The 21,037-nt window shown below is 62.1% G+C and carries 22 protein-coding genes and 1 pseudogene; 12 read left to right on the top strand and 11 right to left on the bottom strand.

Annotation, left to right across the window (positions count from 1 at the left end):
• Positions 1-17: 17 nt before the first annotated feature.
• From DES43_RS11360 to DES43_RS11350, 3 genes are all read right to left on the bottom strand, one after another.
• Positions 18-791: an anti-sigma factor family protein gene (locus tag DES43_RS11360; RefSeq protein WP_035025503.1), complete on the bottom strand. Its 774-nt coding sequence runs from the start codon at positions 789-791 to the stop codon at positions 18-20.
• On the bottom strand, positions 775-1,353 hold the full coding sequence (locus DES43_RS11355; protein ID WP_245264674.1) for a sigma-70 family RNA polymerase sigma factor: 579 nt from the start codon (positions 1,351-1,353) through the stop codon (positions 775-777). Before DES43_RS11355 ends, DES43_RS11360 begins: the two co-directional genes overlap by 17 nt.
• A gap of 184 nt (positions 1,354-1,537) precedes the next feature.
• Complete coding sequence (locus tag DES43_RS11350; RefSeq protein WP_035025501.1) at positions 1,538-5,320, bottom strand: vitamin B12-dependent ribonucleotide reductase; 3,783 nt, start codon at positions 5,318-5,320, stop codon at positions 1,538-1,540.
• A 783-nt stretch (positions 5,321-6,103) separates the two neighbouring features.
• On the opposite strand from DES43_RS11350, the gene cysE reads away from it, so the two are divergent.
• On the top strand, positions 6,104-6,949 hold the full coding sequence (gene cysE / locus DES43_RS11345) for a serine O-acetyltransferase (protein WP_035025498.1): 846 nt from the start codon (positions 6,104-6,106) through the stop codon (positions 6,947-6,949).
• A gap of 115 nt (positions 6,950-7,064) precedes the next feature.
• The gene (locus DES43_RS11340; RefSeq protein ID WP_035025495.1) at positions 7,065-7,268 is read left to right on the top strand and encodes a DUF3126 family protein; all 204 of its coding nucleotides are present in this window, start codon (positions 7,065-7,067) and stop codon (positions 7,266-7,268) included.
• Positions 7,269-7,290: 22 nt separating this feature from the next.
• On the opposite strand, the gene DES43_RS11335 is transcribed toward DES43_RS11340, so the two are convergent.
• The gene (locus DES43_RS11335) at positions 7,291-8,028 is read right to left on the bottom strand and encodes a hypothetical protein (RefSeq protein WP_035025492.1); all 738 of its coding nucleotides are present in this window, start codon (positions 8,026-8,028) and stop codon (positions 7,291-7,293) included.
• Between the two features lie 126 nt (positions 8,029-8,154).
• Between DES43_RS11335 and DES43_RS11330 the strand changes: the two genes are divergently transcribed.
• Positions 8,155-8,688 (top strand): gamma carbonic anhydrase family protein, encoded by a 534-nt coding sequence (locus tag DES43_RS11330; RefSeq protein WP_035025489.1) that lies wholly within the window; start codon positions 8,155-8,157, stop codon positions 8,686-8,688.
• Between the two features lie 136 nt (positions 8,689-8,824).
• Here DES43_RS11330 and DES43_RS11325 read toward each other — a convergent pair whose 3' ends face one another.
• The 3 genes from DES43_RS11325 to DES43_RS11315 form a co-directional block, all read right to left on the bottom strand.
• On the bottom strand, positions 8,825-9,430 hold the full coding sequence (locus tag DES43_RS11325; protein WP_035025485.1) for a transglutaminase-like cysteine peptidase: 606 nt from the start codon (positions 9,428-9,430) through the stop codon (positions 8,825-8,827).
• Positions 9,431-9,941: 511 nt separating this feature from the next.
• Positions 9,942-10,559, bottom strand: a complete 618-nt coding sequence (locus tag DES43_RS11320; protein ID WP_035025482.1) for a PilZ domain-containing protein — start codon at positions 10,557-10,559, stop codon at positions 9,942-9,944.
• Between the two features lie 110 nt (positions 10,560-10,669).
• Positions 10,670-11,311 carry a PAS domain-containing protein gene (locus DES43_RS11315; protein ID WP_035025481.1) on the bottom strand — a complete coding sequence of 214 codons (642 nt, stop codon included), beginning with the start codon at positions 11,309-11,311 and terminating at the stop codon, positions 10,670-10,672.
• Between the two features lie 412 nt (positions 11,312-11,723).
• Between DES43_RS11315 and DES43_RS11310 the strand changes: the two genes are divergently transcribed.
• The 4 genes from DES43_RS11310 (at position 11,724) to DES43_RS11295 (ending at position 15,224) form a co-directional block, all read left to right on the top strand.
• The gene (locus DES43_RS11310) at positions 11,724-12,458 is read left to right on the top strand and encodes a rhomboid family intramembrane serine protease (protein ID WP_035025475.1); all 735 of its coding nucleotides are present in this window, start codon (positions 11,724-11,726) and stop codon (positions 12,456-12,458) included.
• 205 nt (positions 12,459-12,663) lie between these two features.
• Complete coding sequence (locus tag DES43_RS11305) at positions 12,664-13,095, top strand: CBS domain-containing protein (RefSeq protein WP_035025472.1); 432 nt, start codon at positions 12,664-12,666, stop codon at positions 13,093-13,095.
• 150 nt (positions 13,096-13,245) lie between these two features.
• Entirely contained in the window at positions 13,246-14,745 is a 1,500-nt protein-coding gene (gene gatB / locus DES43_RS11300; RefSeq protein WP_133675305.1) for an Asp-tRNA(Asn)/Glu-tRNA(Gln) amidotransferase subunit GatB, read from the top strand.
• Positions 14,745-15,224, top strand: coding sequence for a GNAT family N-acetyltransferase (locus DES43_RS11295; RefSeq protein ID WP_035025467.1), 480 nt, complete (start codon positions 14,745-14,747; stop codon positions 15,222-15,224). The genes gatB and DES43_RS11295 overlap by 1 nt, the downstream gene beginning before the upstream one ends.
• A 5-nt stretch (positions 15,225-15,229) precedes the next feature.
• On the opposite strand, the gene panC is transcribed toward DES43_RS11295, so the two are convergent.
• Together panC and panB are read right to left on the bottom strand one after the other, a co-directional pair.
• Positions 15,230-16,084 carry a pantoate--beta-alanine ligase gene (panC, locus tag DES43_RS11290; protein WP_035025464.1) on the bottom strand — a complete coding sequence of 285 codons (855 nt, stop codon included), beginning with the start codon at positions 16,082-16,084 and terminating at the stop codon, positions 15,230-15,232.
• A 13-nt stretch (positions 16,085-16,097) separates the two neighbouring features.
• Positions 16,098-16,931 carry a 3-methyl-2-oxobutanoate hydroxymethyltransferase gene (panB, locus tag DES43_RS11285; RefSeq protein WP_035025461.1) on the bottom strand — a complete coding sequence of 278 codons (834 nt, stop codon included), beginning with the start codon at positions 16,929-16,931 and terminating at the stop codon, positions 16,098-16,100.
• Between the two features lie 179 nt (positions 16,932-17,110).
• Between panB and DES43_RS11280 the strand changes: the two genes are divergently transcribed.
• On the top strand, positions 17,111-17,509 hold the full coding sequence (locus DES43_RS11280) for an NADH:ubiquinone oxidoreductase subunit NDUFA12 (RefSeq protein WP_035025458.1): 399 nt from the start codon (positions 17,111-17,113) through the stop codon (positions 17,507-17,509).
• Positions 17,510-17,666: 157 nt separating this feature from the next.
• On the top strand, positions 17,667-18,068 hold the full coding sequence (locus DES43_RS11275) for a DUF2155 domain-containing protein (protein WP_245264676.1): 402 nt from the start codon (positions 17,667-17,669) through the stop codon (positions 18,066-18,068).
• 18 nt (positions 18,069-18,086) lie between these two features.
• On the opposite strand, the pseudogene DES43_RS11270 reads toward DES43_RS11275, so the two are convergent.
• Both DES43_RS11270 and DES43_RS11265 read right to left on the bottom strand, forming a co-directional pair.
• Positions 18,087-18,248, bottom strand: a pseudogene (locus DES43_RS11270) (JAB domain-containing protein); the annotation flags it as partial.
• 105 nt (positions 18,249-18,353) lie between these two features.
• Positions 18,354-18,587 (bottom strand): helix-turn-helix domain-containing protein, encoded by a 234-nt coding sequence (locus tag DES43_RS11265; RefSeq protein WP_088233758.1) that lies wholly within the window; start codon positions 18,585-18,587, stop codon positions 18,354-18,356.
• A 490-nt stretch (positions 18,588-19,077) separates the two neighbouring features.
• On the opposite strand from DES43_RS11265, the gene DES43_RS11260 reads away from it, so the two are divergent.
• From DES43_RS11260 to DES43_RS11250, 3 genes are all read left to right on the top strand, one after another.
• Positions 19,078-20,037, top strand: a complete 960-nt coding sequence (locus tag DES43_RS11260; protein WP_133675301.1) for an ArdC family protein — start codon at positions 19,078-19,080, stop codon at positions 20,035-20,037.
• Positions 20,034-20,429 carry a DUF2958 domain-containing protein gene (locus DES43_RS11255; RefSeq protein WP_058097005.1) on the top strand — a complete coding sequence of 132 codons (396 nt, stop codon included), beginning with the start codon at positions 20,034-20,036 and terminating at the stop codon, positions 20,427-20,429. Before DES43_RS11260 ends, DES43_RS11255 begins: the two co-directional genes overlap by 4 nt.
• A gap of 123 nt (positions 20,430-20,552) precedes the next feature.
• Positions 20,553-21,037 (top strand): ParB N-terminal domain-containing protein (locus DES43_RS11250; RefSeq protein ID WP_483458040.1); only part of this gene is annotated, 485 nt, incomplete at its 3' end.

The raw sequence follows: 21,037 nt of genomic DNA, 5'->3' as shown, positions 1-21,037 counted from the left end.
GTGTGGGTTGATTGCTTTCAATAGAGCGTGTCGACGAGGCGTTCCGCGGCCCGGTTCAGTTCGTCGGTTCCGCCGCGCGTGACGAGCGCGTAGGCCACCTCGCCGATCTGCCAGTGCGCGGCGGAAAGATCGTCCTGCCGCGAGAGCGTTGCGGGTACGACGTCGAAGGTTCCGGGGCGCGCGGCAAACAGCGAAACCGTGCCGGTGGAACTGGTCCGGATGGTCATCTCCACGCTTGGGCCGAAGGTGGATGGAAATATCTGAACATCGGTGACGGTCCAGTCGTCCGGCAGGGTGGGAAGAACGATCGCCGTCGCGGAGCGGATTTCGGCCGGATCGTAACGGGGGGCCACCGGTTGCGAATGCATCGCGGCCCGGATGAGCGTCGTCCTGTGAGCCCTGACGGCATCTGCGACATAGGCCGGGGGCATGGTCGATGCCACGACCTCGCCCACGCCGAGGGGGCCGAACTGCGAATGCGCGAGCCAGCCAAGCCCTACCAGCATCGCGACAGCCGCCACCTGTCGAAACCGGCGCGCCAGCCTCGACGTGGCCAGCCCCCGTTCCAGGCGCCGTGCGGCTTTCGTCGTGGCGATGCTTCCCATGCGCGGCATCTCGCCAAGGGCAAGGCGCAATTCGTCACGGATCCTGAGATCGGCGATGACGCGCATGGCAGCACCGATGTCGTGGCAAAGATGGGCCTCGACCTCGATGCGGCGCGTCATGGGCAGGCGATCCTCGACATAGGCTTGCAGGTCGGCTTCGGTGACCGGGTCAACGGGATGACTCATTCGATCCTCCTACGATCCTGAGGTGCGGCGGGCCATCGTCGTCCACGCGGGTGCCCGGTGCATCCTCCATCGCCCTGAGTGCGGCTCGCGCCCGCGCCAGCCGCGACATAAGCGTTCCGGAGGGGATGCCCAGAGCATCCGCAGCCTCGCTGAAGCTCATTCCCTCCACCGCAACCAGGTGCAGCGCGGCGCGCTGTTCCTCCGGAAGCGCCATGAAGGCGCGCCGGACCTGGTTGAGACGCAACTGATGGTCCTGGACCGGCGCAAGGTGCGGTTCGGAAAGCTCCGCTGCCTTCTCGATGCGGAGATTTTCGGCCTGCCGCGCCCTGCGTCCGTCGATGAAGACATTGTGCAGGATCGACAGCAGCCAGGCCCGCAGATTGCCGCTCTCCCTGAAGCTGCCGCGCTTCTCATAGGCGCGGACGAGGGCGTCGTGCACGAGGTCTTCGGCCTGCACGTCGTCGCGCGTCAGTGAGCGGGCATAGCGCCGCATGGCGCCCAGCTGGCCGGTGATGTCGAAGCGGGACGTGCCTGAACTCATGATGCGTTTACGAAGCCGCATCTCTTATTAGTCCCGGAATTTGAATTTTTTTTGGGACCGGATATGGCTGGCAAGCGACCTCGGGGCCATGGCAATCCTTTTTCGCAGGCAGGCGCTCTGCCATGAGCCATCGGGCATTGAGATCCCCTTATAAAAAAGCCGCCGGAACATGGCGTTCCGGCGGCTTTTTCCCGTTTCCGGAATATCAGCTGCAGCCGCTGGTCGCGCCGCAGGTGTCGCACTTCTCGCAGGTGCCGTTCCGCACCATGGTGAAGTTGTGGCATTCCGAGCACTCGTTGCCGGTATAGCCCTGCATCAGCGACTGCTGGCGGCGCGCGGCGGCGAGCTTCTTGGCGTCAGCCGCTTCCTTCGCGGCGGCGTCCGTGAACAATGCCTCGGCGGCTGCTTCGGGCGCTTCCTCGACCATCTCCTTCGCCCGCTCCTCATAGTCGCGCTTGAAGGCGACAGCGCCATCCGTTGCCGGCTGTTCGGCCTTCAGCGCCGTGGCGCCGGCCGAGATCGGGTGCACGTTGGAGGCATAGGCCGTGGGCGCGGAACGCTGCGGCGCGGACTTGTCCGCCGGGCCGCCGGCCATGCCCTTCGGCTCGCCGGTCGGGGTGACCAGCTTCACCGGCGAGGCGCCGCGCGTCAGACCCCTGGAGAAGGGCAGGGCCTTGCCCTCGGTGATGCCCTTGCCGAGCGAGGTGTTGGAGAAGTCGGTATCGACATGCGCAAGGTCGTTGCGCCCGAGATAGGAGATCGCCAGCTCGCGGAATACATAGTCGATGATCGACGTGGCGCTCTTGATGGCGTCGTTGCCCTGCACCATGCCGGCCGGCTCGAACTTCACGAAGGTGAATGCCTCGACATATTCCTCGAGCGGCACGCCATATTGCAGGCCGAGAGAGATCGCGATGGCGAAATTGTTCATCATGGCGCGGAAGGCGGCGCCTTCCTTGTGCATGTCGATGAAGATTTCGCCCAGACGTCCGTCGTCGAACTCACCGGTGCGCAAGTAGACCTTATGCCCGCCAACCACGGCCTTCTGGGTGTAGCCCTTGCGGCGGTTGGGCAGCTTCTCGCGGTCGCGCACCACCTTTTCCACCACGCGCTCGATGATCTTCTCCGTCACCTCGACCGCCCTTGCGGCAGCGGGAGCGGCGACCAGCGCCTCGATGGCATCGTCCTCGTCGTCCTCCTCGTCGGAGATCAGCGAGGCATTGAGCGGCTGCGAGAGCTTGGAGCCGTCGCGATAGAGCGCATTGGCCTTCAGCGCCAGCTTCCAGGACAGCATGTAGGCGTTCTTGGCGTCCTCGACCGTCGCCTCGTTGGGCATGTTGATGGTCTTAGAAATGGCGCCCGAGATGAAGGGCTGGGCCGCCGCCATCATGCGGATGTGGCTTTCCACCGACAGGTAGCGCTTGCCGATCTTGCCGCACGGATTGGCGCAGTCGAAAACGGCCAGGTGCTCGTCCTTGAGGAAGGGCGCGCCTTCAAGCGTCATCGCCCCGCAGACATGGATATTGGCGGCCTCGATCTCCTTCCTCGAGAAGCCGAGCGCGGGCAGCATCTCGAAGGAGAAGTCGTTGAGCTGCTCGTCGGTGAAGCCGAAGGTTTCCTTCAGCCAGTCCGCGCCCAGCGTCCACTGGTTGAACACGAACTTGACGTCGAAGGCCGACTTCAGCGCGCCGTTCAGCGCCTCGATCTTCTCGTCGGTGAAGCCTTTTGCCCTGAGCGTTGAAGGGTTTACGCCCGGAGCCTGATTCAGGTTGCCATGACCGACGGCATAAGCCTCGATCTCGGCGATCTGGCTTTCGGAGTAGCCCAGCGTGCGCAGCGCTTCCGGCACGGCGCGGTTGATGATCTTGAAGTAGCCGCCGCCGGCCAGCTTCTTGAACTTCACCAGCGCGAAGTCCGGTTCGATGCCGGTGGTGTCGCAATCCATCACCAGACCGATGGTGCCGGTCGGCGCGATCACGGTCGCCTGCGCGTTGCGGTAGCCATGCTCCTCACCAAGCTCGATGGCGCGGTCCCAGGCGGCACGGGCGTGCTCGACCAGTTCTTTCTGCCACACATGTTCGGCTTCGAGCGGAACCGGGTTGACGGCAAGCTTCTCGTAGCCGTCCTTCTCGCCATAGGCGGCACGGCGGTGGTTGCGCATCACCCGCAGCATGTTGTCGGCGTTGCGCGGATAGTCGGCGAAGGCGCCCAGCTCGCCCGCCATCTCGGCCGAGGTGGCGTAGGAAACGCCGGTCATCAACGCGGTCAGCACGCCGCACAGCGCGCGGCCTTCGTCGGAGTCGTAGGGGATGCCGGCGGTCATCAGCAGGCCGCCGATATTGGCGTAGCCGAGACCCAGCGTGCGGTACTTGTAGGACAGTTCGGCGATCTCCCGCGACGGGAACTGCGCCATCATCACCGAGACTTCCAGCACCATGGTCCACAGCCGCACGGTGTGCTCATAGGCGGCGATGTCGATGGTGCCGTCGGCGTTCCGATACGGCAGCAGGTTGACCGAGGCGAGGTTGCAGGCCGTGTCGTCGAGGAACATGTATTCCGAGCACGGATTGGAAGCGCGGATCGGGCCGGCGGCCGGGCAGGTGTGCCAGTCGTTCATCGTGGTGTTGAAATGCAGGCCCGGATCGGCCGAGGCCCATGCGGCATAGCCGATCTTCTCCCACAGGTCGCGGGCCTTGAGGGTCTTGTGGACTTTGCCGTCGATGCGGCGGATCAGGTTCCAGTCGCCGTCTTTTTCCACCGCGCGCAGGAAATCGTCCTTCAGCGACACGGAGTTGTTCGAGTTCTGGCCGGAAACGGTGAGGTAGGCTTCCGAATCCCAGTCGGTGTCGTAGGTCTTGAACTCGATCGAGGTGTAGCCCTGCCGCGCGAACTGGATGACGCGCTGGATGTAATTCTCCGGCACGGCGTTCTTCTTGGCTGCCTTGATCTCGCGCTTGAGCGCGGTGTTGATCGAGGGGTCGAAGCAGTCGTCGTCCTGGCCCTCGCAGTTGACGCAGGCTTTCATGATCGCGTCGAGATGCTTGCGCACGATCTTGGAGCCGGTGACGAGGGCGGCGACCTTCTGCTCCTCCTTCACCTTCCAGTCGATGAAGGATTCGATATCGGGATGGTCGGCATCGACGATCACCATCTTGGCGGCGCGGCGGGTGGTGCCGCCCGACTTGATGGCGCCGGCGGCGCGGTCGCCGATCTTGAGGAAGCTCATCAGGCCCGAAGACTTGCCGCCACCGGAAAGCTTCTCGCCTTCGCCACGCAGATGCGAGAAGTTGGAACCGGTGCCGGAGCCGTATTTGAACAGGCGCGCCTCGCGCACCCACAGGTCCATGATGCCGCCCTCGTTGACGAGATCGTCACCCACCGACTGGATGAAGCAGGCGTGCGGCTGCGGATGCTCGTAGGCCGACTTCGAGCGGGTCATCTTGCCAGTGAAGGGGTCGACGTAGAAATGGCCCTGTCCGGGACCGTCGATGCCATAGGCCCAGTGCAGGCCGGTGTTGAACCATTGCGGCGAGTTGGGCGCCACGCGCTGGGTGGCGAGCATGTAGGACAATTCGTCCTTGAACGCCTGCGCATCTTCCTCGCTGTCGAAATATTTGCCCTTCCAGCCCCAATACGCCCAGGTGCCGGCCAGACGGTCGAACACCTGACGCGCATCGGTCTCGGAACCGTAGCGTTCGCCTTCGGGCAGTTCGGCAAGGGCCGCTTCATCGGCGACAGAACGCCAGAGGAAGGAAGGAACGTCGTTTTCCTCTATCCTTTTCAGGCGCGCGGGCACGCCGGCCTTGCGGAAATACTTCTGGGCGAGAATGTCGGCCGCGACCTGCGAGAACTGAGCCGGCACGTCGATATTGTCGAGCCGGAAGACGATGGAACCGTCAGGGTTCTTGATCTCCGACAGCGCCTTGCGGAATTCGATTTCCGCATAGGGGGACTGGCCCGCCTTGGTGAAGTGCCTTTCGATGCGCATCTCGTTTGTCCCTTCGTCTACATATAGCGCTTTTCGGGGCGTCCGCCCAACCCGTTCCCCGAAAAACGGCATCTGATCCGGACAAGACGTCGGAGTGGCGGGCCGAGCCTGCCTTTCCGATGTGACCGGCAACCGGCTCCACGACAATTGCGGAAGCGCCAGAGGCCATCCGCCTGTCGGGATCAAAAATCACTGCAATCCCTCCGTATGGAGGAGTGCGCCACACTATCTAGCCGGAAGGGTGATCGCAAACACTAAATATAGTATTAAACGACAAAAATTTCGAGCCTTTCATCTGCTTCCAGACGCAAAAAGACGTTTCCGCAGCCTTCCGTTCTGAACGAAAACATGCGGACCAAACGCGCTTTATCCGGGAAAAAGACCGGGCTCGAAACTCTCCGGCCGCGTCCGCAACACCGAACGCATGGCCAATAAAAGGCGACTCGAAGGGCATTCGTCAAGGGCTCGTTTTGCAAGTTTTATGACCCCCAACATCTTGTATGCCGCTTATGTGGATATCGGGGAGAAGCGACAGCCCCACTTGCCTGTGGCCAATGCCCGCGACCGCGCGGTTTTTCGTCGTCAGGTTGACTTCGTGGCAAGGCAACCCAATTGAAGCCATGATCAGGAAAATTGAGTTCACCGGTTGCCGGAACTGCTTTATAGCTGTGGGAAATTGGCCGGGCGGCGACCTGGCCCGTTGTGTATGGCCGTGAAGCCTGTGCTCCGGCCTGCGATATTCAAGCGCGCCGTGCCTGGGGCCGGGGCGGCGGAGACAAGTAGATGAACACGCTCTTGCGCCACAATGCGCTGCAACCGGTCGATCCGATCTGGCGTTCCATCCGCGACGAAGCGATGGCTGCCGTCAATCGCGATCCCCTGCTGGCGGCATTCCTGTATTCCACCATCCTCAACCAGGCGAGCCTTGAGGATGCGGTGATCCACCGGCTGGCGGAGCGGCTCGCGCATCAGGATATTGGCGCGGACCTGATCCGCCAGACCTTCGATGCGATGCGCGAGGACGATCCGGAGTGGTCGACGGTCGTGCGCGTCGACATTCAGGCCTACTACGACCGGGATCCGGCCTGCGAGCGTTTTCTTGAACCCGTGCTGTACTTCAAGGGTTTCCATGCCATCCAGACGCACCGCCTTGCGCACTGGCTGTGGAACCGCGGCCGCAGGGACTTCGCGCTCTATCTGCAAAGCCGGTCGTCCTCGGTGTTTCAGACCGACATCAACCCGGCCGCGCGTATCGGCAAGGGTGTGTTCCTCGACCATGCCACCGGCCTCGTGGTCGGCCAGACCGCGGTCATCGAGGATGATGTGTCGATTCTGCACAATGTGACGCTGGGCGGCACCGGCAAGGCAAGCGGCGATCGTCATCCCAAGATTCGTCGCGGTGTGCTGATCGGGGCGGGGGCCAAGATTCTGGGCAATATCGAAATAGGCCACTGCTCGAAAGTCGCGGCCGGTTCGGTGGTTCTGTCACATGTTCCGCACAACAAGACGGTGGCGGGCGTGCCGGCACGCATTGTCGGCGAGACGAGTTGCGAGGACCAGCCGTCGCGCGAAATGGATCAGCTTCTGCCTTCTCAGGTGATGGACCAGGTCATCAGCTTCGATATCTGAGGCCGACGGTCGCCGGGAAATTTTGGCAGGGCGCAACCTGTTGCCTTGCCTTTACAGAGGAATGAGTGCGTGCAAGAAGCGCGTCTCATATCCAGCCCGTTAGCGGAGAGAATCCTTGAAACCCGACGAAATCCGAAAGCTCGACGCCTATTTCAAGCGCGTCTTCCAGAATCCGCGCCTCGAAGTGAAGGCCCGTCCGCGCAAGGACGACTCGGCTGAAGTCTATATCGGCGACGAATTCCTCGGCATCGTTTTCAAGGACGAGGACGACGGCGACTACAATTTCTCGATGGCCATTCTGGACATCGACCTCGGCTGATCCGTCGGCGCGAGACGGGATTTCAGCGCGATTGCGCGGCTGAGGCGCCCAGCATGGATGCGGCAAAATTTTCCACCGCCGCATCCAGCGCCTGCCATTCGTCGAGGAAACGCTGCGGGAAGCGGTAGGTGAGGCTGAGACGGTCGCCCACCACAATGTCCCGTTCGCATGGCGCGAGCGATTTTTCGGCGGCGGGCCCGGTGAGGCAACGGGCCACGAACGGGTCGCGACCCGGCCGTTCGGCCACGGCGAGCATCTCGCCCAGATAGCCGGAGTTTTCCGGAAACTCGTGGAACGTGATGCCGGCTGGCCCCGGCTTTCCGGGGCTGACGATCAGTGAACTGTAGATCGGCCCAAAGCGCCCACTCATATCGCGTGACATGATCTGTTCCGAAAAGCCCAGAAACAGGATGGAGTCGCTTGCGTCCGCGTGGTTGAAGGCATCGCGCGCCGCGCTGCTGTAACCTTCCATGGCCGGGTAGCGTACATAGAGGTCGAGCCGTTCGGCATTGCCGTTGCGCCTCGCCTGCTCGAACCGGATCATGTTGGCCGGAACCGCCAGCAGATTGTCACCCACGACGATGGCGTGGATCGTCGTATCGTCGGTATGACCGCCCATTGCGATGCGCTCGCCGAGCCATTTGCCGGCCACCGTCACAGCAAGCGACAGGATCGCCAGCGCGACAAGGCCGTAGAAGACCCTGGTCATCAGCGGCGAATCGACAATCCTGAATTGCTGCGTTGCAGCTGCCTCTTTCATCGTGCACCCGGACACGTGGTTTGCGACAGGGCGACCGTCGCCCATCAGGTGCGACTGTGGAGATTTATGGTAAAGGGAGCGTAAAGGTACGGTCCCGATACCGGGTCAGTTTAATCAGGAGATGACATGCCGACCTACGCAATCGATGGAATTGAACCGCGTTTCGACGACAGGCAGACGAACTGGGTGGCGCCCGACGCGACCCTGATCGGAAATATTTCGGTCGGCCGCAATGTCGGGATCTGGTTCGGCGCCGTCCTTCGCGGCGACAACGATCCCATTGCCATTGGCGAGGACACGAATGTGCAGGAGCATACGATCATGCACACGGATCCCGGCTTTCCCCTGACGATCGGCAAGGGATGCACCATCGGGCACCGCGCGCTTCTTCATGGCTGCACCATCGGTGACAACAGCCTGATCGGCATGGGCGCGATCGTTCTGAACGGGGCGAAGATCGGCAGGAACTCGCTGGTAGGCGCCGGTGCGCTGGTTACCGAGGGCAAGGAATTCCCGGACAATTCCCTTATCGTCGGTTCTCCGGCCAGGGTCGCGCGAACCCTCGACGATGCCGCGGTTGAGAAATTGCGGCAGTCGGCGGCGCACTATGTCGAGAACGGCAAGCGGTTCAACGCCGGCCTCACACCGCTTGAGGATTGATCCGGTCAGGGCCGCTTTAAAAAGTGGAGCCGGCCCTCGGGGAGGGGCCGGCTCCTGAAACCCGGTCACGGGACGGGGATGGGGGACTCGACCGGGTTTGTCCTGTGAAGCTGAACTGCCGGTTCCGGCCGGGGGGCTACCGGACGCTGGCCACGGCGTCGGCACGACCGTCGCTGATGGAGACCCAGACGCCGGAGTGCTGCACAGACTGGCGCTTGAGATAGGTGTAGGGCGTTTCCGACCAGGGCAGGACCTTGCCTTCCAGATTGTCGAGAATGAAATCGCCCATGCTGGTGTGAACGGTAAGCACCGCATGGCCTTCGCCGTTCGGCTGGCGCACCACGGTGATGAGCAGGTTGCCCGCGGGCACACCTGCCTGCATCAGGCGGCGGCGCTTCTCCAGAACATAGTCCTCGCAATCGCCTTCGCCGTTGACCGGATAGGACCACACTTCCTCGCGGCCCCATATTTCCATATCGGTGAGCGGCATGACGCTGGTGTTGACGTCATTGTTGACCGCGATGATCGTGGCCCACAGCTTGCGCGACAGCTCGACGGGACCTCTCTTCGGGGTTTTCTGGCGGCACTCCTGCGGAAGCCCCTGGCAGAATTCATAATGCCCGACCGGCTGCGTCGTGCGCCCTCCGGTGTGCATATGGCTGCCGCCCGCATTGGCCATGCCGAGCGAGGCGAGCAGCAGTGTCAGAGCCGTGATGAGCGAAGCGCCCCGGTTGAAAGTCATTATGATGTCTCCCCGTTTGAGAAGACAATGACAGGTGCGGATTTATTTGACGCAAAGTACGGAAGAAGATATTGAGTAAAACGTAGATCGTTTTAATATAAAACAAGAATAAAATTTAAAACAGAATTGATTCAAATTTTATCTTTCCAACGAGGTCCGAGCCGGCAAGGGGCGGGGGAAGGCTGGCGGGAAATGTGCCTTGCTTTTCCCCATGACCATGCATTCCGGAAGGCCATGCGGACTGGCTGATCGGTGCCGGACCATCGGGAATGTCCGGCCGGGTTCAGATATGGCCTGATGATCGTCGCCTCCCGCATGCCTTTTCAGGCGAGGCGTCGTATCGGACGTGGCGGCCACAACGCATCCATCTCGTTCGTGCTGCACAGGCCGAAGGAAGGGCGGGTATGGCGCTAGATCATTTACAGTCGGACGGAATCGTCTGACGTTGCATAAATGCGGTGAAAGCAAGCAGATTGGGCGGCAGCCGGGATATGCCCGGGCGCCCGCTGCTCTAGCTGCGGGGAGCGTTGAATTCCGCGTCGAGCGTTTCCGGGCGCTGGACAATCGCGAATTCGATCGCCACGCCTTCCTCGAAGTGGCGTACGATCTGTCCGCGCATGGTGCCGAGTGTCACCTGAACCCCCACTGCCGGCTTCACCTCGATCTCTATTGCCGCACCGGACAGCGACAGGTCGATGATTCGGCAGGGATACTGGCGCCCGTCCAGCAGATGCAGCACGCTGATCGGGTTACGCGGAGCCACGCGCTCATGGCGGCGGTCTTCCGGCAGATCGAGTTCGTGACGGTTGGCAAGCCATGTAAGCTGCGCGGCGAGTTTCTCGCGTTTGCGCTCGGAGGCCAGAACCGTCATGGCGAAGCCGCTCTGGAAGGTGCGCACGATCACACCCTCGACGCGGCCGATGTGATCTATATAGGCGATCACCCGCTCACCCGGTTCGCCGATGCGATCCGTGCGCAGAGCCATGTTTCCGGGCGACATTTCGATGACCTGGCAGGGATGCTCGGATTTGTCTTCCAGCATGAAACGACCGTAGACCTTGATCCGGACGCGCTGGAAACTGCGCCTTTCGGACTGGGACGGCGTCTGCACATTCGCCGCTGAATTCATAACCGCCTGCACCCCGTTGGCCGTCCCGCCCTTGGCCGGACGGATTCTTGCCACAATTATGACCAGAGAAGGTTAACAAGCAGCAAATGAACCGGGTGCAGCGACGGGCGTTACCGGTCCTCGCGGCCGCCATCGAGCACCAGAAGATGCCGGATTCTGCGGACCCTGCCATACTCCGCCAGCGTGCTTGCAGCATCGAGGTCGTCGGGAGCAAGGGCAGGGGTTCCGATTGCAGGCCGTTCGGGTCTCGCGATCGGCTCGGCTTGCGGGTCGACGATCCGCATATTGTCGATGGTCGCATCGACAACCGGGTCGGCCCCGAGCCAGAATGGCTTGTGGGCGGGCGCGGCGACACCGAGGCAACGCTGGCTTTCGGCTCCGCCATCAAGCGGCAGCGCCAGCAATTCGAATGGCACCTTGCGACCGCTTCGGCTGATCGCCTGATAGGCGACGAGCATGACGGTGTGTTTCTGGAAGACGCCGTCCACGAGCCGGGAAATCAGCCGCTGGTCCTTCGCGCGCCACAGGGAAGGAAAGCTGAATCCTTTCAGTTCCCGTCCATAGGCGGCGCACAGCCGTGTTCCGGCGAGGCGAAAGACAGCTTCGCCGCGCGAATCCTTTTCGAGGATGAACGTGTCGGCCAGCAGCTTCCTGATGTCCGCCGGCTCGATTTCCGTACGCTTCGGCGCAGAGCGTCCGTCGCGCAGCCGATTCCAATAATGGAACAGTGCGATGGATCCTGCGAGTTTCATGTTCACTCCGCTCTGTGCAATCTGAAGTCTGATTGTCCCAACGATGAACAGGAGGACATTTCCGACGACCTACATGCGGTGCGCAGCATGAACCGTGCCAGTCTTGCGAAGGCTTGTGCACGGCTCGAGGCCGTTAAGGTTAACAAAGGGTTTAGATTGCGAACGCCCGTTTCCTGTGAGACGTTGAAATCACTTTGGAAAACGGCCCGCCTGACGAAGGCGGCGGTGTTCCGGTCAAAGGTCCAGGGGAGCCGAGGGGCTCGATCGGCCGTTCGGGGGAAACCCTGAACGGCCACTTTTTTGATTCGATTTGCCTGTTCCGAGCCGTGATTCGCCGGGGAAGTGACGATTCGCCGTTTGGAAAACGGCCCGACCTCGCCTACATGGCAACCTTCGAACAGGATGATCCTCCATGAGCGAACCCGACCGCGCGCCCGAACCCTGGGACACGGCGCCACGCACCGCCCCCCGCCGGGAGCCTGTCTTCAATCTTCCCGGTATCGTGCTGGTGCTGCTGGTTCTGTGCACCGGCATTCATCTTGTGCGCACCTATCTTCTGTCGCCGGATCAGGATTTCGATCTGATCATCCGCACGGCTTTCGTGCCCATTCGTTATTCCGGCGACTATGTTCTGGATGTCTATGCGTTCACCAGTCCGTTCACCTATGCTTTGCTGCATGGCAGTTTCGCCCATCTTGCCGTGAACATGGTTTGGATGGCGGCCTTCGGCTCGCCGCTCGCCAACCGGCTCGGCGCAATCCGCTTCGCTGTATTCTTCGCCGTTACGGGTCTGGCCGCGGCATTTTTCTTTTACGCCATCCACCCTTTGGGGCAGGCGCCGCTTGTCGGAGCGTCGGGCGCCATTTCCGGCATGATGGGCGCCGCCGCCAGATTCGCCTTCCGCATCGACCGCTCGACCGGGAAAGGGGCCTTCGCCGGACGCCCTTTGCCGATGGGGGAAATCGTCCGTTCGCGCAGTGTCATCACCTTCCTGGCGGTATGGATGGTGATCAACCTCGTCACCGGGCTTGTCGGCATGGTTCCGGGCGAGGAAGCCCAGATCGCGTGGGAGGCGCATATCGGCGGTTTCCTTGCCGGCTTCTTCGGGCTGAGGCTTTTCGAAGCCGGTCTGCCGCGGCGGTACTAAAGCATGCCGCCCGAAAGTGGGAACCGGTTCGGGACAACATCCGTAAAAGCAGGAATTTGAAGTGTAAGGAGCGAATCTGGAAGATCGCGACAGGCTTCAGGGCAATCGCCCGCGGCGCTTGAAAATGCGGCAACGAGAGCGCACCATGCCCCAGCGAACGTGATGGCCGGTTGAAGCGGGCCGGCTGAACGCAGAGGAGGACGCAATGACGGTTAAAGCCATTCTCGCACAAAAGGGCTATGACGTTCTTACCCTTGGCCCCAACGAGAAGCTCGCAGAGGCGATCCGCATACTGGCCGAGCATCGGGTGGGCGCACTGGTGGTGACCAATTCCGAGGGCAAGATCGTCGGCATCATTTCCGAACGCGACATCGTGCGGGTGACGGCGAAGCATGGGGCAGCGGCGCTCGATATGCCGGTACGCGACACGATGACGCCGAAGGTCAAGATCTGCAACGAGAACCACACGGTCAACGAGATCATGGAGATCATGACGGCGGGGCGTTTCCGCCATCTGCCGGTGGAGAAGGACGGCAGACTGCATGGAATCATCTCGATCGGAGATGTGGTGAAGCGCCGCATCGAGGATGTCGAACGCGAGGCCGAGGAAATCAGGGCCTATATCGCCACGGCATAGCACCGGGCCTTCCGCCCAAGATTGCCAGAGCCGGCCCAGTGCCGGCTTTGCGCTTGTCTGGCCGCGCGGTTTGCACTAGCGAAGCGATACGATCTATACCGGCCGGATAAAGAACCCATCCGGTCCATCCGAACAGACGACAGGCCGCACATGACCCTCGTAGATACACGCACGCCCGAGCCCAAACGCCTTATTCCCGGCGCAACCGGAGACTGGGAGGTGGTCATCGGCATGGAGGTCCATGCGCAGGTGACATCGGAATCGAAGCTGTTCTCCGGCGCCTCCACGGCATTCGGCGCCGCCCCCAACGCGAATGTGTCGCTTGTGGATGCGGCCATGCCCGGCATGCTGCCGGTCATCAACGAGGAATGCGTCAGGCAGGCGATCCGTACCGGGCTCGGCCTGAAGGCGCAGATCAACCTGAAATCGGTCTTCGACCGCAAGAACTATTTCTATCCCGACTTGCCGCAGGGCTACCAGATCTCGCAGTTCAAGCAGCCCATCGTCGGCGAGGGCAAGATCATCGTCTCTGTCGGTCCCGACAAGAAGGGCGAGTTCGAGGACATCGAGATCGGCATCGAGCGGCTGCATCTGGAGCAGGATGCGGGCAAGTCCATGCACGACCAGCACCCGACCATGTCCTATGTCGACCTCAACCGTTCCGGCGTGGCGCTGATGGAGATCGTGTCGAAGCCCGACATGCGCTCCTCCGACGAGGCGAAGGCATATCTCACCAAGCTGCGCACCATCGTGCGCTATCTCGGCACCTGCGACGGCAACATGGACGAGGGCTCCATGCGCGCCGACGTCAACGTGTCGGTGCGCCGGCCGGGGGAAGCCTTCGGCACGCGTTGCGAGATCAAGAACGTGAACTCCATCCGTTTTGTCGGCCAGGCCATCGAATATGAGGCGCGTCGCCAGATCGCCATTCTGGAGGACGGCGGCAAGATCGATCAGGAAACCCGACTGTTCGACGCCAACAAGGGCGAGACGCGCTCCATGCGCTCCAAGGAGGAGGCGCATGACTACCGCTACTTCCCCGATCCGGACCTTTTGCCGCTGGAGTTCGATCAGGCCTATGTCGACGCGCTCGCCGCCGATCTGACCGAGCTGCCGGATGACAAGAAGGCGCGCTTCGTCGAGAAGCTCGGCCTGTCCGCCTACGATGCCTCGATCCTGGTTTCGGAAAAGGCGATTGCCGACTATTTCGAGCAGGTGACGGCAGGCAGGGATGGCAAGCTGGCGGCCAACTGGGTCATCAACGACCTGCTGGGCGCTCTTAACAAAGCCGGCAAGGGCATTGAAGAGACTCCGGTTTCGCCCGCTCAGCTCGGCGCCATTCTGGATCTTATCAGGGAAGGCACCATTTCCGGCAAGATCGCCAAGGACCTGTTCGAGATCGTCTGGAACGAGGGCGGCGATCCGCGCGCGATTGTGGAAAAGCGCGGCATGAAGCAGGTTACCGATACCGGGGCTATCGAAAAGGCGGTTGATGAAATCATCGCAGCCAACCCGGACAAGGTCGAGCAGGCGAAGGCCAAGCCGACGCTGGCCGGCTGGTTCGTCGGGCAGGTGATGAAGGCGACCGGCGGCAAGGCCAATCCGCAGGCCGTCAACGATCTCGTCAAGGCGAAGCTGGGTATCGAATAGTGTTCGTGCGCACGGCCGGCGAGCGCGATCTTGAGGCGATCAGGGGGCTGCTCGCCGACACATGGCACGCCACTTACGATGCGATCTACGGCCCGCAACGGGTGGACGAGATTACCGGCGAGTGGCATTCCATGGCCTCGCTGCGCGCAAGGCTGACACATCCGCATTCGGAATTTCTCGTGGCCGATGATGGCAAGGCGATTGCCGGCATGGCATTCGCCGCAGCGGTCGATGAGGGAAAGCTCGTCATTCTGCGCCAGCTTTATGTTCTGCCGCAAAATCAGCGGGCCGGCATTGGCACCATGTTGCTGGAGGAACTCGGGCAATGTTTTCCCGAGGCGCGCAAGCTGCGGGTCGAAGTGGAAGCCGAAAACGCAGCGGCGGTTTCCTTCTATTGCTCGCACGGGTTTTCGGTCACTGACAGTTCAGCGCAAATGCACGCGGACGTGTCCATCGTGGTGATGGAAAAGCCGCTCTGACAGGCTCAGGAGCGTGCGGCTATCGCGACATTATCGATAAGCCGGGTGCTGCCAAGCCATGCGGCGGCAAGCAGCCGGCCTTCCGTTTCAGGCTGCCAGGGCCCCAGCGAACCGCTTTCGCGCACGGCCACATAGTCGACGTTGCTGAAACCGGCATCGAGCAGCGCACGGCTGGCGCTGGCGGTCTCCTTGTCGGGATCGGCGCCTTCGGCGATAGCCGCCGCCGCGCTGTACAGGATGACGTTCATCTGACGCGCGATGGCGAGTTGCCCGGCATCCAGATAGGCATTGCGCGAGGACATGGCCAGACCATGCGCGTCGCGCACGGTCGGCGCGCCGATGATCTCGACGGGAATATCGAGATCGCGGCACATCCGGCGCACCACGCAAAGCTGTTGATAGTCCTTTTGCCCGAACACGGCGCAATCGGGCGTGGCCTGAAGGAACAGCTTGCTGACAACGGTGGCCACGCCTTCGAAGAAGTGCGGACGGAAATCGGTTTCCAGCCCGGCTGACGGGCCGCCAACCACCACTTTCGTGGCGAAACCTTCAGGATAGACCTCGTCAGGAGAGGGCGTGAAGGCGAGCTGCACACCAACTTCGGCCAGACGTTCAAGATCGCGCTCGAGCTGGCGCGGATATTTGTCAAGGTCCTCGGTCGGCGCGAATTGCGTCGGGTTCACGAAGATGGAGACGATGCAGCGGTCGGCGCGCGACAGTGCCTCGCGCATCAGCGAAAGGTGGCCGTCGTGCAGGGCGCCCATGGTCGGCACCATGGCGACGCTCAGTCCCTGCCGTCGCCATTCCTTCACCTGCGCGCGCAGGTCGGCGATGGTGCGCGAAATATGCGGTCCGCTCATGTCAGCCCTTTGGTCAGCCCTTTGGCTCCTGCTTGCGGAACACATGGTCCGCTGTGGGGAAGGCGCGTGCGCGCACTTCCGCGGCATAGCTCATCGCCGCCTTGGCCACTTCGTTGCGCAGATCGGCATATTCCTTGACGAATTTCGGAACCCGGTCGACGGTCAGGCCCACCGCGTCGTCGATCACCAGTATCTGGCCGTCGCAGGCGGCGCTGGCACCGATGCCGATGGTGGGAATCGCCAGCTCGCGCGTGATTTGCGCCGCAACCGGTTCCAGCGTTCCCTCGATCACCAGCGAGAACGCGCCCGCCTGTTCGACTGCGCGCGCATCGTCGAGAAGTCTGGCGACGCTTTCGTCGGTCCTGCCCTTGATCTTGTAGCCGCCTTCCTTTTCCACCGATTGCGGCTGGAGGCCGATATGGCCCATAAGGGGAATGCCGGCCCCGACGATGGCGGCAATCCGATCGGCCATGTCCGCTCCGCCTTCGAGTTTCACGGCATGGCAATGCGTTTCCTCGAAAATACGCCGCGCGGAGGCCAGAGCCTGTTCCGGAGACTCCTCGTAGCTGCCTGCCGGCATGTCGATCACGACACAGGCGTTGCGCACCCCGCGCATGACTGCCTGTCCATGGAGGATCATCATGTCCATGGTGGCGCCCAGCGTGTTTTCATGTCCGTGCAGAACCATGGCCACGCTGTCGCCGACCAGCAGAAGGTCGACATGCGGCTCCAGCAGGCGTGCGATGGGATAGGTATAGGCTGTCAGGCAAACGATCGGCTCTCCACCCTTGCGGGCACGGATGGCTTCCGTTCTGGCGTGCGATTGCGCCGATAAGACAGGTGCCATTCTCTCCCTCCGGTATTTTGCCGCATGGCCCCGATGGGCAGGGAGCATTAGAAATATGAAGACGGCTTGGCAAGGCGCATTGTGCACCGCAACAGCAAAAGGCTTGCCCAAAACGCTTGTCATTGCCATATGGCGGGGTCATAAGCAGCTGGCAGGCAGGTTTGCCCGGCGAGGATTGGATGAAAAAGTTTCTGCTGCAGGTTTTCACCTGGTGGAATGGCCAGAATTTGAACACACGCTTCCATACCTGGCGTAAGGGCAAGCGCGTCGGTGAGGACGAGTTCGGCAATGTCTACTATGAAGGCGGAGTCGACTCTGAAGGCCGCACACGCCGCTGGGTGATCTACAATGGCTATTCGGAAGCCTCGGCGATCCCTCCCGGCTGGCATGGCTGGATTCATCATCGCGTCGACGTGCCGCCGACCGGGGAAGACTACAAGCCCTACGAATGGCAGAAGCCGTACCAGCCGAACCTGACCGGAACACCGGCCGCCTATCGCCCCAAGGGGTCGATCCTGGGCACCGGCCACCGTCCGCAGGTGACCGGCGACTACGATGCCTGGACGCCCGGTTCCTGAACGAATCGGCTCTGTCACGGCATTTCTTGCCACATTTTGCGTTTAGCTGGTTGCCTCGTCCGCAACGCCCGCTAGCCTTTCGAATCAACGCTGGCGCAACATTCGGTGTTTCTGCATGAGGGTAATGGGCCGTATATCGATCCGCGCGGCGGCGGCAATGGCCGTCATATGTGCGCTTGCCGGCGTTTCCCATGCGCAGGAAAAAGGCGCGGGCGAACGCGTGTCCAATGCTGTGGCGGAGTTTGCAGGGCTGGACAAGATCACCGGCCGCATCATCTCCTTCGATGTCTATATCGACGAGACCGTGCAGTTCGGCGCGTTGCAGGTGACGCCGCGGGTTTGCTACTCGCGCCCCGGTGCAGAAGCGCCAAAGACCGATTCCTTCGTCGAGGTCGACGAGATCACGCTGGATCGCAAGATCAGGCGCATCTTCACGGGCTGGATGTTTGCGGAGAGCCCCGGCCTCAACGCTGTCGAGCACGCAGTCTATGACGTGTGGCTGAAGGATTGCAAGCAGAAGTCGGAAGTGCCGGCTCCGGACACGGCCGGGAAGAACTGACCCGGACTGGCCGAACCGTCAGATCAGCAGCAGCCCCTTCATCGAAGTATAACCCTTCTTGCCGATGATCAGATGGTCATGCACGGCTATGCCGAGCCGCTTGCCGCTCTCGATGATTTCCTTCGTCATGTCGATGTCGGCGCGCGACGGTGTCGGATCGCCCGACGGATGGTTGTGGAGCTCCCCACTAAATTGATGGAACATATTGATAGATAATATGTTTTTGTATTCCTCTTACCCGCATGGGGGCGGCAATTGGGGGCGGTAACAAATGCTCATCTGTGCTCAGCCCGCTGCCTCATCGATATCCATGCAGCGACCCGGAGATGCACGGCAGGTCACGACGTTGGACTTGTCCCATGCCTCCAACGAATCCACCGGATAGAGGACCGCTTTCCCGATCTTAACGAAGGATGGGCCGATTCGCATCCCGCGCCAGTTTCGCAAGGTTCCCACGCTGATGCTTCCGCGATAGCGCTCGGACACCTCCTCGGGCGTCAAGAATTTCGATTCCAGCATGGCGGTCTCCCTACGATGCGGGACGGCAATGCGCTCGCGGGCGCGTCGTCCCGTTCTTGATGAACGACGGGCCTGCCAAAGGTGTGTGCATCTAGCATGTGCCTTCACGAGAACGCAGGACCTGTCACGCTTTCTCACGTTCAGAAATACGCACGCCGCATCTGCTGGGAAGACCTCACATAGGCCAGTCGTAAACATAGGATACTCTGGCGTGCGTATGGGCCGGTTGGTGGCCGGGCTAAAGGCTTACCCGCCAGGAACGCCTTCGCGGCAGACAGCGATTGCTGTCTGACACCTGAGATCTGTATTTGCGGATTTGTGTTTTTTGCGGGGGAAAGCCTTCCCCCTGGTCGACACTGCGTTGCCGACGCACCCCCTTCAGCGGGGAGACCCCGCAACGCCCCCTGAGAGTTCGAGTGCGGACGTGGTTTCCGCGACGGGTTGAGGGCTGGAGAAGAGGTCTCCGGCGCCCGTCGCGGAGATCATCCCGATGGCCAGACAGGACCGCGCCCGCCCAGGCGGCGCCCGCAGCAATCTCTATGACGACATCACCGACAAGATCATCGCCGAGCTGGAGGATGGCCGGCTTCCCTGGGTCCAGCCCTGGGGGACGGCGGCGGCGAAGGCGCCGCTCGCCATGCCGAGAAACGCCGCGACCGCGCGGCAATATTCCGGGATCAATGTCCTGATCCTCTGGGGCGCCGTGGTCCACCACGGCTATCCCAGCCAACATTGGCTCACTTTCCGCCAGGCGCTCTCGCTCGGCGGAAATGTCCGCAAGGGCGAGCGCGGCACCACCGTCGTCTATGCCGACCGCTTCACCCCCGAGGACGAGAAGCGCCGCGCCCAGGAGACGGGAGAGGAAGCAGGCAGCATTCCTTTCCTGAAGCGCTTCACCGTGTTCAACGCGGCGCAATGCGAGGGCTTGCCCGAGGACATCGCCATCGAGGCCCCGCCATCGCCGCCCGGCATGATCGAGCCAAGGGTCGAGGCACTGATCCGGGCCACGGGTATCGAGTTCCGCATCGGCGGAGATCGCGCCTTCTATGTTCCGGCGCTCGACTACGTCCAGGTGCCGCCACCGCAAGCCTATTTCGAGCCGATCAACTGGCACCGGACGGCGTTGCATGAGCTCGGTCACGCCACAGGCCATGCCTCGCGCCTGGGGCGGGATTTCTCGGGCAGTTTCGGCACGAAGAAATACGCATTCGAGGAGTTGGTGGCGGAGATGAACGCGGCATTCTGCTGCGCCTCGCTTGGTATCGCGCCGACCGTGCGCCATGCCGACTATATCGGCTCCTGGCTGGAGGTGCTGCGCGAGGACAACCGCGCCATCGTCCGCGCAGCTTCTCAGGCCAGCAAGGCGGCCGACTGGCTGCTGTCGCATCTGCCGGCCGAAGATGCCGGGGAGCCGGTTCCGGCTGCAATCGAAGGGAGGGTCGCGGCATGATCCTCCTGACCGGAACACAGCGCGACCGGCTTCTGGCCAATGGTCGCCAACGTGATGTGGATCACATCCCCGTCGTGAAATTCTTCAACCCCTTTGGCGCGGGTGTCTGGCTCGCCACCGAGCTGGATCAGGGCGGCGACATCATGTTCGGCCTGGCCGATATCGGCTACCCCGAACTTTGCTCGTGGAGCATGGAAGAGCTGCGCGAGGTCCGATTGCCCTTCGGCATGGGGATCGAGCGGGATCTGCTCTTCGCCGGGGATGTCCCGATCTCGGTCTGGGCGGAGGCTGCGCGCGAGACCGGCAGCATCCGTGCGGCCGAACGTGTTCTCTACCGCGCCGGTGCGGCATTCACCCGCACATCCGTAGATACGGAAAGCCGGGAGTCCTGATTTCCGGCTGCCGGCTTTGTGGCCTGGCGTCGCACTCTTCAGAGGAAGAGGGCGGCGCTTCGCTTCGTGACGGGTTGGAGGTCGAGAGAGTGGCTCCCGGCCGCCCGTCGCGGAGAAACCACCATGGCCAAAGCTGCCAGGAAGAAGCCCGTCGCCCCGATGATCGTCTTTTCACGGGCGCGCGACATTCCGTTCAACCGGATCAGGCTGTCGGACAGCAATGTCCGCGAGACCGACGTCGAGGCGGGTCTGGACGAACTTACCCATGACATCGACCGGCGCGAGGATCTCGTGCAGGGTCTCAACGTCCGCGCCATCCTCGACGAGGACGGCAACGAGACCGGTGATTTCGAGACGCCGGCCGGCGGCCGCCGCTACAGGTCCATCGCGCGCCTTGTCGAGGCCGGTCGCTTCCCGGCCGACGGCCTCGTCCCCTGCATCGTCAAGAAGGCCGATGCCAAGACCTCGGCCGTCGACGACTCGCTGGCCGAGAACCTGCTGCGCCTCGCCCTGTTAGGTTCTGTGTCGCGACTGTCCTGTTGGATTCGTACAGCCGTCATGGTTGTGGGCGATATTCGCGGGGCATACCGAGGAAGGCACACAGACGT

It is taken from the genome of Aquamicrobium defluvii (assembly GCF_004363725.1).
GTDB classification, from domain to species: Bacteria; Pseudomonadota; Alphaproteobacteria; order Rhizobiales; family Rhizobiaceae; genus Mesorhizobium; species Mesorhizobium defluvii.
The sequence above is the reverse complement of the archived record's forward strand: the minus strand, read 5'-3'. Positions and strand labels throughout refer to the sequence as shown.